Consider the following 18,493-nt stretch of genomic DNA (forward strand, 5'->3'; position numbering starts at 1 on the left):
TCCCTCTTTCCTCAATCTTGTAATACCTCTCAAAATTCAGATGCCTGCAGCTCTTACTCTAAGTAACCCATCTCTTGAAGTTCCTTTTTAGTTGGTGGTGCTAACGAGGGATCAACAAACGGATCATGAATGGCTTTTTTTAGGATACGATCAATTTCATTCATGTCTTCCTTCGATAAATTCCAATCCATCACGCCGGATATATCATCCAATTGGTATTCATCTCTTGCCCCCCACAGAGCAACAGATACGCCCGGCTGATCGAGCACCCATCGAACCGCTAATTGAGCCACATTTTTGCCTTTGGAATGAGCTAATTGCTTCAAGTCATGAACAGCCTTTAAATACTGAGGGAAATATTCGCCTGTAAACAGCGGATACATATGGCGCAGATCATCTTCAGGGAAAGTGGATGATTCATCAAATTTTCCAGTCAATAAACCTTGTGCCAATGTTCCCCATGTTAATGTACCGATTCCTTGATTACCGCAATATTCAAAACTAGGTAGCCATTCGGATTGAAGAACGTTGAGTCGATTTTGACTGCTGTGGAGCGGAGCAACCTGACGCCATGCTTCAATCTGTTCAATCGAAAAATTACTAACGCCGATTGCGCGGATTTTTCCTTCCTGGAGCAATTGGGCAAAAGCTTCCGCGGCCGTTTCTACAGGTAAATTTGCCTCAGGATAGTGTAATTGATAAAGATCAATATAATCGGTTTGCAAGCGACGGAGACTATCTTCGCATTCAGCAATAATCCGTTGTTTGGAAGCATTGCACCAATACAAACCATGCTCACCCCACTCCACTCCAGCTTTGTCAGCAATAATGATTTGATCTCTCTTACCATACTGTTGGATCGCTTTACCGCAAATTTCTTCGGATAACCCAAAGCCGTAAATTGGTGCTGTATCCACAAGATTAATGCCCTCATCAAAAGCACGATGAATGGCCTTAATTGATTTGGCCTCATCGGTTCCTCCCCAGCCAAAGCCGCCAATAGCCCACGTTCCCAACCCAATACGAGAAGAAGTTAAATCAGAATTCCCCAGTTTGGTATATTCCATTTTAAATACCTCCATTAATTTAGTTTCGTTATTTTTTCTAAGGACTGTCCTACCTCTTACTGTATCGCAGCCCTGCAAATCCCAACGTCATCGTACCCAGAAATACTAACAAAATTACGAGGAGGCTCCCCTCCATAAAACTCACCCAATTCAAAAGCAGAATGTACAGCAATCCAGCTATAGCCGATAGAATTGGAATTGGTTTGCGCGGGGATTGCTCAAGCATCTTTTCTTCCTTGGATCCCTCCTGCAGATTAGTTCCCTTGGTCCAGGTCCGATCCATGGAGGCCAGTAGCAGTTGGACGATGATCGATCCAAAGGAAATGATAAATGCCAGCCCGCCTCCTGTGAAATAGTCTACAAAAGGCAGTTGGAGTATCGCTGCTGTTATCCAAACACCCAATATAGAGGGAACAACAAGCAGTAAAGAAGCTACAAATAGCTTAGCGCCAAATATCGTTTTACCCCGCACAGCCGTAACATAATACAAGATGTAGTTCTGTCCTTCCATCTGATATAGAGTAGATACCACCTCCCCAAAAATGAGACTTGATAGTAAGGTAACAAATAGAATTGAATAACCTGCCGAATTACTGCTATTAATAAAGGAATCAAAAACGCCATACCTTGTAATAAATGCTCCACCAATTATTGCAATCAGCCACAAGCCAAGCCTTATTCTTGTAAGTGGATTGCGGAACAGAAGGGTGATATCTTTTAGCACAATGGCATCATAAGCATTATGGACCAAGGTAGAAAGGGTTTGTTCCTCATGGCGCTGCTCACGCTGCTCGGACTCCAAATAATTCAACCAACTCTCGTAATATTGCTGGCCGATCCGCTCAGCGAACATCAATAGCACCAGGAACGATAGAGCAAACAAAATGGCAAAAGCATAAAGGAATATAACAAGCTTGTCCCATGTTTCTGCCGAGACAGAGTCGATACTCACAAGACACCAAATTAGCAAACCGATAAGTACGGCATAAGCGGCCGTAGAAATCCCTGCAAACGTTTTGGCAACGCTCGGAATATGTTTCATCGTAATAATTAGTAAAAAGCGGCTTAATATATCGGTTAACCAGATCATAATCATCGAGATAATTATGAACACACAGCCATACAACAACCTCAGTGGTATGGAGTACCCAATCGTTAACGGGATACTGACCATTAATGAAGACCAGGCGTACATAGGCAGGCTAGAAATCGATTGACCCAAGATCATTCGAACAGGAGATATACCCGATACATGGAACAAAGTAAGCAACCGATCTCCATACATTTGCTGCGGCAATGTGTTCATTCCTCTTAACAGGCCAACAAAAATACATTCTGTAATGATGAGCATCAGCCGCGTTCCCCAGTTGGCATTCCTCAGAATATCTCCGAAAAATTCGGACATATATCCAGCCACCAGCACGCTTGCCACCACGGCATAAATCAACCATTTCGTTTTACTGTGAAGGATAAATTTATTAACCAGAGGTCTGGTATAAAAAAAGCCAATACCCTGAATTTGTTTCCACATGGTGTCTCCCTTCTTCTACTCAACTGCGGATAGAAAAATGTCTTCTAGGCGGCTCTCGTTTCGCCCTCTCATTTCTCTCAGTTCATCCAAACTTCCAGACATTTTAATAACGCCTTTGTCCAAAATAATGATCTGATCCGCTAGTTCTTCGACAATACTTAGGACATGTGTTGTTAAAAAGACCGTTCCCCCATCACGTTTGGCAAATGAAAGAATATAATCCTTTACTTCACGAGTTGCCTTTGGATCAAGACCATTGGTTACTTCATCAAGCAGCAATATTTTAGGTTGATGAATTAACGAACAGCCAATTGAAATCTTCCGTTTCATGCCGAGGGAATATTCTTTAATCAACTGGTCAGCTTTATCCTCCAGTTCAAGCTGGTTAAGTATTTTATCAACCTGCTGTTGTAAATCTGTGGTCTTTCCATATAATGCTCCGACAAAACGAAGCATCTCTCTCCCCGTTAATCCTTCGTGCAAAAGCGGGACGTCCGGCACATAGCCTGCTAGCTTCCGAGCTTCGCGGTCGCTCCAAATGTCACGGCCGTAAAATAAGACTTTTCCCTCCGTCGGTTTCATTTGTCCAGTCATCATTTTCATGGTCGTTGTTTTTCCTGCTCCATTACTCCCGAGGAACGCAAAAACTTGTCCCTCGGGAACTACAAGATTCAACTGCTTGACAGCAGGAACGCCATTATAATTTTTAGTCAGATTATTTAGTTCAATGATATTCACACGCATGCTCCTTTACACGCTCTTACCGCCACTCGAGTACTCTGCCCCAGTTCATCAAGTCGCTGTCCCCTGCTCTTGTTTGATAAACCCTGTCTTGATGGTGTATGCCGCAAACATATTCAAATATCTGCTATCTGGCACAGGATATTCGAATCCGATTTCCTCCAACAATCGTAGAGTAGAACTATTGTCTACATAGACATTGGGCTTTGACTGCTGATCCCCTTGATCAAGCAGTGTCGTAATAATACCCGCCAGTAATTGCTTTTCCTCGTCAAGTGATTGAAATTGAAGAAGCTTCTCCCTCAGCTGTTCATATGTATTCTCATGTTGTTTGAAGCCGAATTTCTCGAAAGCTTTATAAATGTCACCATAGGTCACCAGATGAGGATTGGACAGATGAAACACCCGATCCGTGATTTTCTCTGATTGCATAATCGTGATGATCGCTTTCGCACAAATATCAATTTGCGTAAGATCGACAAGGCCTTGCAAAAATTCTGCATCACCGCCTTCGAGGGCTATAAGAGCTTTCAGTGTGAGATAAAACATGTTTTCAGCGATATTTTTCTGGAACCATCCGTCTACGTAACGTCCCGATAAATTACCAACCCGGTATATGAATACATCCAAATTCTGCTCAAGGCCTTCCATCAGTACGGCCTCAGCTTCAAACTTACTCCGTAAGTACACATTGGATCGGTAATCCTGTCCGATATAGAAGTCTTTCTCCGTAAAGATTTGAAGCTCTTCCTTGCCCATTACCGTAGTTCCCGCAACACTCAAGGTAGATACATAGTGAAGCGGTATATCATAAGCTTTACAAAATTCCGCGACTCTCCGCGTGCCATGAACATTGATTTGTTCAAACTCATCATAAAATCCGTAATGTTTAACTAGTGCAGCGGTATGAATCACTGTGTCTACCTTTGCACCCAGAGCAATAATCTCTGAATCTTCCAATCCAAATTGATCCTGCGTAATGTCGCCCTTCTGAACAATGACACGGTTAAACCATTCTTCTGAAAAAGACAGGCTGGACGACCCAGCGAAATAAAATTTCAGCTTATCCTTTACACGTCCCAAAGCATCTTCTTCATCGGATCCGCGCACAAGACAGGTCACCGCAGCTGTAGTCGAGGACAAAAGCTCATAAAGCATGTGAATTCCAAGGAAGCCAGTAACACCAATTAACAGTACATGTTGTAACTGGTGATCTTTCTTGACGACAGGAACAACTGGAACCTTTACGGGTTCCGAGAACTGGAAAGAATCCGTTTCGAGCCTCATAGCCTGCTTAGCCGCTGCATCATCTTGTTCACGAATTTTTTGCGCTATTTCACCAAGACTGCTATACGTATAGAAATCTTTCATTTCCAATTCCCAGTTCATAGCATAGGATTTACCAAGAATTTTCAAAATAGTGAGCGAGTGCGCACCTAATTCGAATAAATTATCTGTCATGCTTAGCTTCTTGGAATCAATACCCATGGCATCAGCAACCATGTCCAGCAAAGCAGCTTCCGTTTCATCGCTTGGTGCAACACGATCTCTCTGAATTTGCACCCCAACTTCCGGCTCAGGCAAGGCCCGCTTGTCCACCTTGCCGTTCGATGTCAGCGGCAGCTGCGGTAAACCAGTAAACGAGCTCGGGATCATATATTCCGGTAAGCTTGAGGCCAAATGACGATGCAGCTCCGCCGCGGTCCAGTCCCCGTCGGTCACGACATAGGCGCATAGACTCGAATGGCCCTGACCGTCCTGCCGCGCAATCAATACCGTCTCCCGCACGACCGGATGCTCCAGCAGCTTGGCCTCGATCTCGCCCAGTTCGATACGATGACCCCGAATCTTCACCTGCTGATCCATGCGCCCCAGGTACTCGATCGTTCCCCCCGGCAGCCAGCGCGCCAGATCTCCCGTCCGGTACATCATCGTGCCGGGCTCCCAAGGATTTGGCACGAACCGTTCTGCCGTCAATTCGGGACGATTCAGGTAGCCACGAGCTACCCCATCGCCGCTCACACATAACTCGCCGGCCACACCGATCGGCTGCAAGCGTCCCGCCGCATCCACGATGTGAATCACCGTATTGTTCAACGGCCAGCCGATCGGAACTATGCCGCTCTCATGCACACTTTGATCCACTGTCCAGGTCGCCGCAAACACTGTCGTTTCCGTTGGTCCATATCCGTTGACCAGCCGCCCTTCTCCCAGCTTGTCCAGCGCCTTCTGTACATGCTTAACCGAGGCCTGCTCTCCCCCAAATACCAGCTTGCGCAGACGCTCCAGTCCCTCTAGATCCAAATCGACCAGCGTATTAAATAACGCGGTGGTCATAAAGGTCACCGTAATCCCTTCCTTACGGATGAGATGAACCAGCTTCGATGGATCCAGCATTTCTTCACGGGAAACCAGCACGAGGGTTGCTCCATGGATGAGCGCTCCGTAAATATCAAAAGTCGATCCGTCAAAGGCGTAATTGGACAATTGCAGTAAACGATCCTCCGGCGTAATGTCCAGATAACCGTTATTTACAACCGTTCTAACGACATTCCGATGCGTCGTCATCACGCCCTTCGGCTGCCCTGTAGATCCCGAGGTGTACATGACATAAGCCAGATTGTCCGCTTTGGCGACCGGTCTCAGGTTCTGCCCTGATTCACCCTCCGCCTGAACTTCGGACAGGATGAGTATTTCGCCCGCATGGTCGAGCTCAGCCCGGAGCAGCCCGGAATGCTGAACGAGCAATAACGGCGCATGGCTGTCCTCCAGCATGTAATTTATCCGTTCATCCGGGTAGGACGGATCGATCGGCATATAGGCACCACCCGCTTTGAATATAGCTAGAATAGCGACAATCATATCGAAGGATCGCTCTGTCATTAAGCCCACAACTTGATCCGGCTGTACCCCCTTGCGCCGAAGTATGCGGGCCAGCTGGTTTGCACGCTCATTCAGCTCATGGTAGGTTAACTGTTGATCTCCCATAATCAGAGCTACGCTATCCGGCCGCTTCTTTACTTGCGACTCGAAAAGACTGTGCAGCGTTCTCCTCCGGGGGTAGCTGGAATAATCCCCAGAAATCTCGCGAATGCTACGTTGATCCTCAACTGTGGCCAGCTCAATGCTTTCCAAGGATCGATTAGGCTGGGCAATCACTTGAGAAATAAGGTGAGCAAAATGTACGCCCATCCGCTTAATAGTCTCCTCTTTAAAAAGGCTGGTACTGTATTCAATGGTAAAATGGAGACTCTCTTCCCCTTCGGCAATCATCCAATTTAAATCAAACTTGGCTTGGCACCAGCCCATATCAAACGATGAAATTTCTAGATTAGGAATACGTAAGGCCGATACCTCCATATTTTGCAAGGATAGCATCGTATCAAACAGCGGATGCCGACCTAAATTCCTGCTCAAGTTCAGTTTTTCAACGATCTGTTCAAACGGATACTCTGAGTTCGCATATGCTTCGAGTACCACATCTTTCATCTGGGAAAGGTAAGCCGTAAACGATTGACCTGGTTCTAGCTTGCCTCGCAAAGCCAGCGTATTTACAAACATGCCCACGACTCGTTCCAGATCTGCATGCGGTCGGCCGGCAATCGGCGATCCAACCACAATATCTTTCTGACCAGTATATTTCGATAACAACAATTGATAGGTTGCTAGCAAAAACATATATAGTGTAATTCCCTGATCATGACAAAAGGTCCTGATTTGGCGAAGCAACTCCGCGTCCAATTGGAATGTCCATTGATCACCCGCGAAATCCTGTATACTTGGTCGCGGATAATCCGTAAACAGATCCAGCGTTGGCAAATTATCAGCAAACTGGTTCTGCCAGTACTGCTCCTGCTGCTGCAATTGAGCTTGTTTCTCTGGCGCCTGTTGCCATACCGCATAATCTTTATATTGAAGCCGTTGGAAGGGAAGCTCCTCGTTCTGATAGAGTAGGAAAAGCTCACTCAACAATACGTTCGTCGATACACCATCCGAAATAATATGATGCATGTCCAATACGAATATTTTCCGATCCATTTCCGTTTCTACAAGACCTACTCTGAACAATGGGGCTTCTGTAAGCTTGAATGGGCGAATAAAGCCTTCCAATTCAGCTTTAAGATGCTGCTCAGTAGTATGGATGATTTCCAGCGGTGTCCGTACTTCTGAATGTATCTCTTGAACTAAATTCCCATCTTTCATATGAAATGAAGTCCGTAAAACCTCGTGCCGCTGCACTAGCTTCTCCAAGGAAGACTGGAGTTGCTGAACATCCAATTCCCCTTTTATTTCAAATAGAAGCGGAATATTGTAACTCGTCATCTCCGTATCCGTCATTTGTTGAACAACGTACATTCTTCGCTGTGCAAAGGATACCGGGTAGTATTTTTGGATAGGCGCTAGAGGAATGCTCTGGAAACCGGAGCTCTCTGCCTGACTCAGCAAATCAGCCATTTCTCTCACCGTCGCGTGCAGAAACACATCGTTTAACGGTATTTCTACATCCATTTCCTTATGAATCCTAGACACCAATGTCATCGCCTTTAAGGAATGTCCGCCCAATTCAAAAAAATGATCATCGATCCCCACTGCCGGTACTCCCAAGACCTCAGCAAATAAAGCGGCCAGCTTCTCCTCCGTCTCCGTTCGTGGAGCCATATAGACTCTCTCGCTCTGTATCATCGGTTGAGGCAGAGCCCTGCGATCGACTTTACCATTCGCTGTTAACGGCAGTTCCGCAAGCTCCATGAAGTGAGCAGGGACCATATATTCCGGCAAAGTTTGAATTAAATGCTTACGCAGCTCTGGTATCGTCCATTTCTCGGAAACAACGATATAAGAGCATAGATAGGTGTCTCCCTTGGCGTCATTCTGCGCAATCGTCAACGCCTCGCGAACAGCCGGGTGTTGAAGCAATTTAAAATCAATTTCCGCAGGTTCAATTCGATACCCGCGAATTTTCACTTGTTCATCAGATCGTCCCAAATATTCGATCGTTCCATCAGGCAGCCAACGAGCCAGGTCTCCAGTACGATACATTCGTTCACCGGGTAAAAGCGGATGCTGGATAAATCGCTCTGCCGTCAAGGCGGGCTGGTTCAGATAGCCTCTGGCTAGCCCTTCTCCAGAAACACATAGCTCACCCGGAACACCGACAGGCTGTAAGTGACCGGACAAGTCCAAAATGCATACCCGATGGTTTGCCACAGGCTTTCCGATCGGCAGTCTACGATCTTCTGCATCCAATACACCGCTTGTGGTCACCACGGTATTTTCGGTGGGCCCGTAGTTATTGACAACAAGGTACCGCTGTGAAGTCATATGATTTGCCCTGTCGCCACCGATTAGAAGAAGTCGCAATGATCGGTTATCCAGCTCCATAAATTGGGCAGCTAGCTGTGTAGGCAAAAAGCTAACCGTAATTCCATTGGTTTCAAAGTAATTCTGTAAAGCATAGATATCGCCTCGAATGGATTCATCCAAAATATGCAAGGCTGCTCCCCGAGTTAAGCTTGGGAAGGTCTCCCATACGGATGCATCAAAGCCGAATCCCGCCAGCTTTGTACAACGATCATCGGAAGTCATGTTAAACGCCTGATTATGCCAAACGCATAAATTAACCAGTGCACGATGTTCAATCATGACCCCTTTGGGTTGTCCTGTTGATCCCGAAGTGTATATTACATAAGCCAAATCCTCAGACTGGTGGACAGGTTCTACGTTCTCCTCCGAATATCCGTCCCAAGCTGCTTTCTCGAGCATAATCGCTGTCCCTCCAAATGAGACGGGAGCACGAAGCTGAGGGGTCATCAGCAGATATGCAGTACGACTGTCTTCCAGCATGTATTCAACTCTCTGCACAGGGTATGACGGATCAATTGGCATATAAGCTGCACCAGCCTTCAAAATGCCGAGAACCCCGATAATCATTTCCAAGCAATGCTCCACCATGAGAGCAACAATTTCATTAGGGAGAACCCCATGACTTCTAATCATCCGTGCCACTTTGTTTGCTTCTTGGTTTAACTCCCCATAAGTAAGACTGTTCCCGTTGAATACCACCGCCTGCTTCTCTGGAGTTGACAGCACTTGCTGCTCAAATAGTTCATGAACCGTCTGTCCCTCAGGCAGCTCTATATGGAAATCGTTAAATTCAAATAACAGCTGCTGCCGTTCTTCCGCTGTCACAATGGATATATCCTGAATTAAAATATCAGGATCATTAATGATTTGTTGAGCGATTGTAACTAAATGCCCGAATACAAGCGCAATACTTTCAGCCGTATACACTGCCGAATTGTAGGATAGTTTAACCATCAATTTTTCAACTAATTGTACCTGAACACTAAGATCATAATGAGTTTGCTCATGGTCATCCTCCAGACTTTGGATACTGATTTCACCAGTATCATCGGCCTGCCCCGTTTCTATGGATTCCACTACAGGCGAATCGGCCGAAGTAGGAACATTCTCAAAAGCAACAATATGCTCAACCAAACGTTTACTGGAGCCAGTCAATTCCTGCAGGTCTGCCAAAGTAAGATAGCCATACTTGTCCGTCAGCACCGAAAATTCCTGTACCTGACCCAGCAGCTGCCTGACAGTCATACCTCTGGTTGCTTGAATGCGCACAGGCACGGTATTAATGAAAATACCGACTATTTTCTCAACCTCCGGAATTTCCGGAGATCGGCCAGAGATGACCGCTCCGAACAAAGCTTCATTACAATTCGTGTATTTTTGGAGGAGCACGCCCCACATCGTCTGAAAAAGAGTGCTTAATGTGACTTGACAGCTTTTGGCTAAATTTTGCAGGGAATCCGTCAGCTCTTTGTCAAAAGAAAATGTGCTTTTCACGATGTCCTGCCGATCTGTAGCCTCTGCTAGCCGCTGAGGCAGGATCGAAGCTTCGCCTACATTCTCAAGATAGACTTGCCAAAACTGCCTGGCTTCCTCCTCATCTTGTTCCTCCAGCCACTGTATATATCTGCTATAAGGTACAGCAGGTTCTGTGGGATAAGGACTGCCAGTAATCTGAAGATGATATAGATCAAATAACTCTTTAAACAATATCCCGAGGCACCAGCCGTCCATAATAATATGATGAGTACTGATGAGGAGGTGGTAACGCACGGATGATAATTGAAAAACAGACAATCGCATCAAAACATCGCGTGAGAGCTCAAAGCCTCTATTCCGGTCGGTTTCTTTATAGTTTTGTAGATAGGCCTCCTGAGCTGCAGGCTCCAAATTTGAAATATCCTCGAAGTGAATGGCGGCCTCCCGTTCTTTCAAAACCACCTGCATCGGTTCCTTCACCTTCGTATATACAAATACAGTGCGGAGTATATCGTATTTACGGATGATTTCTTTGAAGCTTAGTTCCAAGGCTTTGTTATCCAAGGCTCCAGTAATTTGAAAACTAGTTTGATCAAAATAAGCCCTGCTAGCATGATCTTTCATATAATGAAATAACATTCCCCGCTGCATCGGCGACAAGCTGTAAATGTCTTTTACATTTGAAGGATTAAACATCGACTAGAACCTCCCTTCTTAATCAACTTATAGATTTCTCAAGGTTGCAAACACATCGTCCAAGTCATCGGAAGATAACTTTTTAGTACTGAAGTCACTCGGAGTCATTTCCGAGTTATCCCTTTGGTTGCAATGATTAATGATAACCACTAAATAATGGGAATAACTGTCGAACAAATGCTTAATCTCTTCTTCTTCGCAGAGATGAGGATTGTAAGTTAGATTGACTTGTAATTCTCCTCCCGAAACGATACAGGTCCACTCCATCGGGTATGGGCTATGATTGTGGAGACTAATTTGTTCACCCGCTTTTATAGGAGCAGCGATTTTTTCTTCACTTCCATCCCCGAGCTGTCCCAAATAGTTAAAGCAGATTGAAGGCTCATCCAAGCTGTTAAATATATCTGTGTTAGGTGACAAGTACTTTAAGATCCCATATCCTATGCCGTTAGAAGGGACTTTACGCAAAGTTTCCTTGACAAGTTTGATGACATCCGAGAGCGATACACTTTCAAGACGAAAAATAATCGGAAATTGGGTAGTAAACCAGCCCACAGTACGGGACAAATCGATCCCTTCCATAATCGTCTCGCGTCCGTGACCTTCCAGATTGATGCTGAAAACATATTCTTGCGTCCATTCCTGCAAAGCCATGACTAATGCAGCTAGCAGGAGATCGTCGGATTTTGTCTTATACGCATGATTTGCCCTAGTCAATAAATCTTCTGTCTCTTGCTTTCCAAGAGAGAAATTGAATTCCCGGTAATCCTTATTCGGACAAAGCGCTGCGTTCTTCTCTGTAGCCATCGGTAGAGGTGGTACCCGGACATTGGCTGCCTCTTGCCAATAGACAAGCTCTTTTTTCATTTTTTTGTGATTAGCAAACTCATTAAGGCGATACGCCCACTCATAAAATGATGTTGTTTTGGCAGGAAGCTCTCCCTGTTGGTTATATAACGTATTGAAATCCTCCAGTAAAATTCGCCAGGATACCCCATCGATCACCAAGTGATGAACGACGATCAAGAGGTAATCTCCTTTCGATGTATGGAATAAACCGAGCTTGATTAACGGACCCGTCGATAAATTCATGCTTTCCTGAAGCGCATTGGCTTCCCGTTCCAAAATGAGCTGAGCCTCATCCTTCTGCGACAAATCATACTCCGCTAGAGTGAACAATGCTTCCTTATCATCTCGGTTATATTGTTTGATGGAGTTTCCATGACCAACCTCTGGGTATACCATACGCAATGCATCATGATGAATGGCCAAATCCGTGAACACTTGCTCTAACCGCGAACGTTCCCAGCCTTGTTCGTTATGCAGCATCATCGATTGGTTAAAATGGTGCTGATGAACGAATTCCTGCTCGAAGAACCAGTGTTGAATCGGCGTAAGCGGCAATTCTCCTTCCACCATGCTTTGATCCGCCAAGGCGGTCGTAGACTCGATAAATGGGGCAACTGCGGCGATCGTCGGATTTTTGAACATATGCCTCGTATCTAATTTATAGCCTTCTTTACTCAATCGGGCGGCAATTTGCAACGCTTTGATAGAGTCTCCACCTAACTCAAAAAAGTTATGATGTACTCCGATCGGCTCAATCTGCAGCACTTCCTCCCAAACCTGAACGAGCATTTTTTCCTGCGGATTAGAGGCAGGGATAACCGAAGAGAAGCTGTTCTTACGGATGTACTCCAGCGGATCAGGCAGTGCTTTCTTGTCCACTTTTCCATTCGCCGTTAGAGGAATGAAATCTACCTCGATAAAATGAGCAGGAATCATGAATTCCGGAAGATATTCACCTAAATGCCTCCGTAATTCAGATATGCTCCAAGAACCTTCAACCGTTATATATCCGCAGAGTATGGTTTGCGCTTGTTCATCTTGGACAGGAATCACAACCGCATCCTTCACAGGCTCACAGTCAACCAAGCAGTTCGTTATTTCTCCAAGCTCGACACGGTTCCCGCGCACCTTCACTTGATCATCCATCCGGCCCAAGTATTCAACACGCCCGTCCGGCAGCCATCGTGCCAGATCTCCGGTTTTATACAAACGATCTTCTGGAGAAAACGGATGTTCAATAAACCTCTCATTTGTTAGCTCCGGCCTGTTCAAATATCCCCTACTAAGGCCCCGGCCGCCAATACATAGTTCTCCTGGAACCCCGATAGGCTGAAGCTGCTGTTGAGCATTTATGATATACAATTGTTGATTCTTAAACGGTTTGCCAATCGTCACCTTTAGAGAGTCTGGTGTAATCACCTCATAGCTCGCACAGACCGTTGCTTCAGTTGGACCATAAGCATTGATAAAGGTGCGATTCTCGCCCCATGTTCGGGCAATATCTACGGAGCAGGCCTCTCCAGCACTAATAACATATTGTAATTGTGGCAGCTCCTCTGCAGGCAATGCTCTTAAAAGCGAAGGTGAAAGTGTAACCGTAGTAATTTCATGTTGCTTCATGTACGTTAGGAGACCGGACAATAACTCATCCTTCTCCTCCATATATAATGTTGCTCCTGTTAGCAAGGACGGGAAGATTTCAGCCACAGATGAATCAAAACTAATGGATGCGAATTGCAATACTCGGCTGCCCGCTCTAATTCCGTATGGTTCACCAAGATAAAGCAAGTTGTGCAACGAACGGTGCTCGATCATTACTCCCTTTGGCTTGCCGGTGGAACCGGAAGTATAGATGACATAAGCCAGATCCTCAGGCCGATTAATCGGTTTAAGGTTAGAGATATCTTCATGCCGATATATATCCGCATCATCCATATATAGAATCGAGCCGTCATACTCATCTGGAATGTGAACACCCGTCTGGGTGAGCAGGCAGATTGCTCCGCTATCGGTCAGCATATGAGCAATACGGTCTTCCGGATATTGAGGATCAATAGGCAGGTAAGCCGCCCCTGCTTTGAGCGTTGCTAATATACCGATTAGCAAATCCGGTGATCGGTCTAGCATAATCGCAATGATTCGATCCCGGTCGGCCGCTTGTTCTCTTAGCAGCCGCGCTATTCGGTTCGCTTGGTTATTAAGCTCCTCATAAGTAAGCTTCTCGTCCTTATATACTACGGCGATGCTATCTGGAGTTTTTTGCACCTGTTCTTCAAACAATTCCTGAATCGTCTCATTAAACTCTTCAATTTGGGCAGGCTTATGGTTGAACTGTTCTAATATTTGCAGCTTTTCCGCCGCGGTTATCAGTTCAATATCCTCAATCAGGACATCTTCCTTCGTCAGTATTTGCTCTACGATCCGCTCAAAATGCCCCAGCATTCTTCGAATGGTCTCTTCGGAGAATATGGACGTGTTGTATTCCACACCGATCATTAAGCGCTCTGAATCAAATACCATCCAGGACATGTCAAACTTGGAATTTCTCCAGTTCAGCTCCAAGGGTTCAATATCCAGCCCCTGAAAAGTGAATTCAGGCATTTCTAGATTTTGAACGCCAAACATCGTATCAAACAATGGATGTCGACTAACGTCGCGGGTTACGCTAAGCTTCTCGCTCAATTCTTCAAACGGGAAATTCTGATGCTTGTACATATTGAGCACCTGATTCTTCACGCGTCTCGCGAAAGCACCGAACGGCTCTCCTGCATCAAATTGATTACGGATAGCTAGCGTATTAACAAACATTCCGACGGTATTCCGTAAATCCGGATGCGGGCGATCCGTAATGGGCACACCCACGATAATATCGCTCTGATTCGTATACTTATGCAGCAAAATATCATATACAGCTAATAAAACCATGTACAGCGTCATACGCTCTTTCTGGGCGTATTTCTTTAATCCTTTGCCAGCCTCTTCGTTGATCATATGGGTTATATATGCCCCGTCGAATGAACGAACAGGCGGCCGCGGGTAGTCTGTTGGCAATTCCAGTACAGGCAATTCTCCCGAATACTGCTCTAACCAGTATGCCTCATCCTCTTGATGTTGTTTGGATTCAGCTTGCTGCCACCACACATAATCCTTGTATTGCGCTGAAACCTCTTCCAGTGTCTCATTTCGATATAGACGGGCTAATTCATCAAACAAAATTCCTGATGAAATACCGTCCCCTACAATATGGTGCAGATCCATCATTAGGACATGTTCATCCTTGCCCAAGGAAACAATACTTGCGCGAAATAGTGGTGCCTGGCTGAGATCAAACGACTGAATAAATTCATTTTTGATGTCCTCTAGGGACTCTTCCCCAATAACTGCATAACTCAGGACCCAATCTACTTGCTGATGGACGCGCTGAACAATTTCTCCCCCGATCATATGAAATGATGTCCGTAAGGATTCATGCCTGTTGATAATTGTGAGCAATACTTCTTCGAGCTTCTTAATATCGATACCTCCCCGAAGTCGATAGAAAGAAGGCATATTATAACTTGTACCCGAATCCGTATCTTCAATTTTCTGGATGATGTAAAGACGTTTTTGGGCAGAAGACACAGGATAGTATTGCTGATTCGGCGCGCGCTCGATAGCAGAATATATCGTATTCTCGATACCATCGATATAACCGGCCATCTGCTTAATCGTAGTAAGCGCAAATATCTCCCGCAGCGGAACTTCTACCTGCAACTCCTTATGAATCTGCGTCGCAAGCATCATAGCCTTAATCGAATGCCCTCCCAGATCGAAGAAATTATCCTCGACACCTATGCGTTCGACCCCTAATACCTTTTGCCAAATACTTACCAGGGCCGTTTCCGTGGGATTGGATGGCGCCTCGTAATGCTGCTGGCCAAATCCAGAGTTTTCAGGCTCTGGCAGGGCTGCCCTGTCTATTTTTCCGTTCACATTCAACGGTATGCTCTCAACCTGCATAAAGAAGGACGGTACCATGTATTCTGGTAATGTCTCTCTTGCAAACTGCCTCAGTGCAGAAATATCTAATTCTCCTTCACTGACAATATAAGCGCATAAGTAGTCCTGAGCGTCACGCTGATGTGCGGCCACAACCGCTTGTATGACAGACGGCGCCTGATTTAAACAGGCCTCTATTTCACCAAGCTCTATGCGGAATCCGCGAATTTTGACTTGATCATCTATCCGGCCTAGAAATTCGATATTTCCATCAGCCAGCCAACGTGCCAGGTCACCCGTCTTATATAGAAGTGTGCCTGGCTCAAAGGGATTAGCTACAAATTTATCAGCCGTCAGTTCTGGGCGATGCAAGTAACCCCGGGCCAGTCCTTCACCACCAATGTACATTTCTCCCGGTACGCCTATCGGTTGAAGTGCACCAGCAGCATCTAAAATGTAAATTTTTTTATTAATCGTTGGTTTTCCGATCGTAGGCTTATTCATGCTCGGCAAGCATAAACCAATGGCGGCATCGACCGTTGTTTCCGTTGGGCCGTAAGCATTCAAAAAGCGGCGCCCTACTCCCCATGTGCGAACCACATCCGCTGGCAAAACCTCTCCACCCGTAGAGATTGTCGTCAATTTAGGCAATTCTCTGTAAGGCAGATGCTTGATCACTGAGGGAGTCAGAAAAGGAATGCTTGTGATTTCCTGCTCGTTCAGCCATTCGATAAAGCTTAGACCAGATAACAGCTGCTCCTTGCGGGATAAGACTAGTGTTGCCCCTGTCAGCAGCGTATGAAAAATATCTCCGACTGACGCATCAAAGCTTAAAGAGGCGAATTGCAGAACCTTGCTTCCCTCTTGAATTCCATATACACCCGCCGATAGAGTCAGGTTATGAAGTGCTTGATGCTCTATCATGACACCTTTAGGTGCTCCTGTTGAGCCTGAAGTATAGATCACATAGGCCAAATCAGTAGATGAGTTGACCATTTCAAGATTGGAATCATCCTCTGCATAAGAGGCCTCATCTTCCAAATTTATAATATGATCCATATCCTCCAAGGTCTTTCCCGCCTGTGAGCAGGTAAGTAATACGCGGGTTCCGCTGTCTTCGAGTAAATACCGCACTCGCTCTGGTGGATAGTCATAATCAATAGGAACGTAAGCTCCGCCAGCTTTGAGAATAGCGAGCACTCCAACTATCATTTCCATTGAACGTTCAGCCATGATGCCTACAATCTGCTCGCGCTGCACTCCTATCTCTCGTAGTCTCCTTGCGAGACGATTTACCCGCGCATTCAATTGAGCATAGGTCATCGATTTATCTTCAAATGTTACAGCTGCCAAATGCGGCGTTCGCTCAACCTGTTCTTCGAACAACTGTGGTATATTTTTTTGCTTATCGTAAGGTACGGTTTCTCCTTGAAAATCAAAGAACAACTGTCTCTCCTCTGCGTCCGTAAGCATCGTGTAAGAATGTACTGATTCATCGGGACTGGAGGTAATGGAATGAGCTAACTGACCGATATGTCCGCCAAGGCGTGAAATTTCTTCGATTGAGTAAATAGAGGAATCAAATTCAATTTTGATACTAATTTCTTCGCCAGGCCGAATGACTACATTAAGAGGAAATGTCGTCTGCTCAAACGTACTGATATTGTCAATCGTAAAATCCTGCTGGGCCATACCTTTCTGGCCAATCGGATAATTTTCAAAAACAAGAATATGATCAAACAACGCCCCCGAGAATCCAGTATCGGCCTGAATATCAGCTAGCAGCGTATATTCATATGACTTGGCTGCTAGGGAAGACTGATGAATTCTGGTCAGCAAACTCCCAAAGTTATCTTCCTCTTGAATCTGGACACGAACAGGCACGGTGTTAATAAATAGACCAACCATATTTTCGACCTGAGGAATTTCCGAGGGACGGCCAGATACAACTGAACCAAATACGATATCTCCTTTATTGTTGTATTTGGACAACAGAATCCCCCAAAGAGTTTGAAAGACGGTATTTAATGTGACGCGCCATTCCTTCGCAAGCAAAGATAATTTCTGCGTAAGCTCTCGATCCAAAGTAACCAGATGCTCCGCAGGTTCACCAGGTATATCATTATCTTTACGTTGCATAGGATGAATCCCCGTCAACTCCGAATACCCGGCCAAATACTGCTTCCAATATGCCCGTGCTTTTTCTTTGTCTTGCTTCTCCAGCCATCGAATATACTCACTGTATGGAGGAACTTTTTCCATAACCACGGGCAACCCAGCTTGATACTTGTGATATTTATCAAAGAAATCATTAAATATAAGTCCTAAACACCAACCATCCATCAAAATGTGATGCATGCTCCAAACGAGATGATACACATCTCCTTCCCGCAGCACAGATAAGCGGATAAGAAGATCTTTGGAGAGGTCAAAGCCCCTCTCCTGATCCTCCTTTTTGAAACGCTGAACATAGCGAGAGGCTTCTTCCTGATCTAGATGTGAAATTTCCTGAAACTCGACATTTGCATATCTTTCTTTGAGAACAACTTGCATAGGCTGGCTTAAATTTTTATGCAAAAATACTGTACGCAGCACATCATACTTCTGCAAAATATAGTTAAAAGCTTCCTCCACGTGCTCGCGATGAAGGGTTCCAGTAATCATAAAATGCATTTGTTCAAAATATGCCGCCGTTTTTTCTTTAAGGCTATGGAAATACATGCCTTTCTGCATCGGGGATAATGTATAAATATCTTTGAGATTTTCTTTATTCAGCATAACGGCCTCCTTC

The 18,493-nt window shown here is 45.3% G+C and carries 5 protein-coding genes; all 5 read right to left on the reverse strand.

The window, feature by feature from the left end; translation table 11 throughout:
• Positions 1 to 53: 53 nt before the first annotated feature.
• From EIM92_RS22835 to EIM92_RS22855, 5 genes are read right to left on the reverse strand one after another with little or no spacing between them, the layout of a single operon-like run.
• Entirely contained in the window at positions 54 to 1,067 is a 1,014-nt protein-coding gene (locus tag EIM92_RS22835; RefSeq protein WP_125084815.1) for an aldo/keto reductase, read from the reverse strand.
• A 49-nt stretch (positions 1,068 to 1,116) separates the two neighbouring features.
• Positions 1,117 to 2,598, reverse strand: coding sequence for a hypothetical protein (locus EIM92_RS22840; RefSeq protein WP_125084816.1), 1,482 nt, complete (start codon positions 2,596 to 2,598; stop codon positions 1,117 to 1,119).
• A gap of 15 nt (positions 2,599 to 2,613) precedes the next feature.
• Positions 2,614 to 3,336 carry an ABC transporter ATP-binding protein gene (locus tag EIM92_RS22845; RefSeq protein WP_125084817.1) on the reverse strand — a complete coding sequence of 241 codons (723 nt, stop codon included), beginning with the start codon at positions 3,334 to 3,336 and terminating at the stop codon, positions 2,614 to 2,616.
• A gap of 54 nt (positions 3,337 to 3,390) precedes the next feature.
• Complete coding sequence (locus EIM92_RS22850; protein ID WP_125084818.1) at positions 3,391 to 10,875, reverse strand: non-ribosomal peptide synthetase; 7,485 nt, start codon at positions 10,873 to 10,875, stop codon at positions 3,391 to 3,393.
• A gap of 27 nt (positions 10,876 to 10,902) precedes the next feature.
• Positions 10,903 to 18,480 (reverse strand): non-ribosomal peptide synthetase, encoded by a 7,578-nt coding sequence (locus tag EIM92_RS22855; RefSeq protein ID WP_125084819.1) that lies wholly within the window; start codon positions 18,478 to 18,480, stop codon positions 10,903 to 10,905.
• Between the last annotated feature and the right edge of the window lie 13 nt (positions 18,481 to 18,493).

This window comes from Paenibacillus lentus, assembly GCF_003931855.1.
Taxonomy (GTDB): domain Bacteria; phylum Bacillota; class Bacilli; order Paenibacillales; family Paenibacillaceae; genus Fontibacillus; species Fontibacillus lentus.

What these genes read in the sequence shown, in the direction of transcription:
- EIM92_RS22835 (WP_125084815.1), bottom strand. Translation starts at nt 1,067, where the DNA reads ATGGAATATACCAAACTGGGGAATTCTGATTTAACTTCTTCTCGTATT.
- EIM92_RS22850 (WP_125084818.1), bottom strand. Translation starts at nt 10,875, where the DNA reads ATGTTTAATCCTTCAAATGTAAAAGACATTTACAGCTTGTCGCCGATG.
- EIM92_RS22840 (WP_125084816.1), bottom strand. Translation starts at nt 2,598, where the DNA reads ATGTGGAAACAAATTCAGGGTATTGGCTTTTTTTATACCAGACCTCTG.
- EIM92_RS22855 (WP_125084819.1), bottom strand. Translation starts at nt 18,480, where the DNA reads ATGCTGAATAAAGAAAATCTCAAAGATATTTATACATTATCCCCGATG.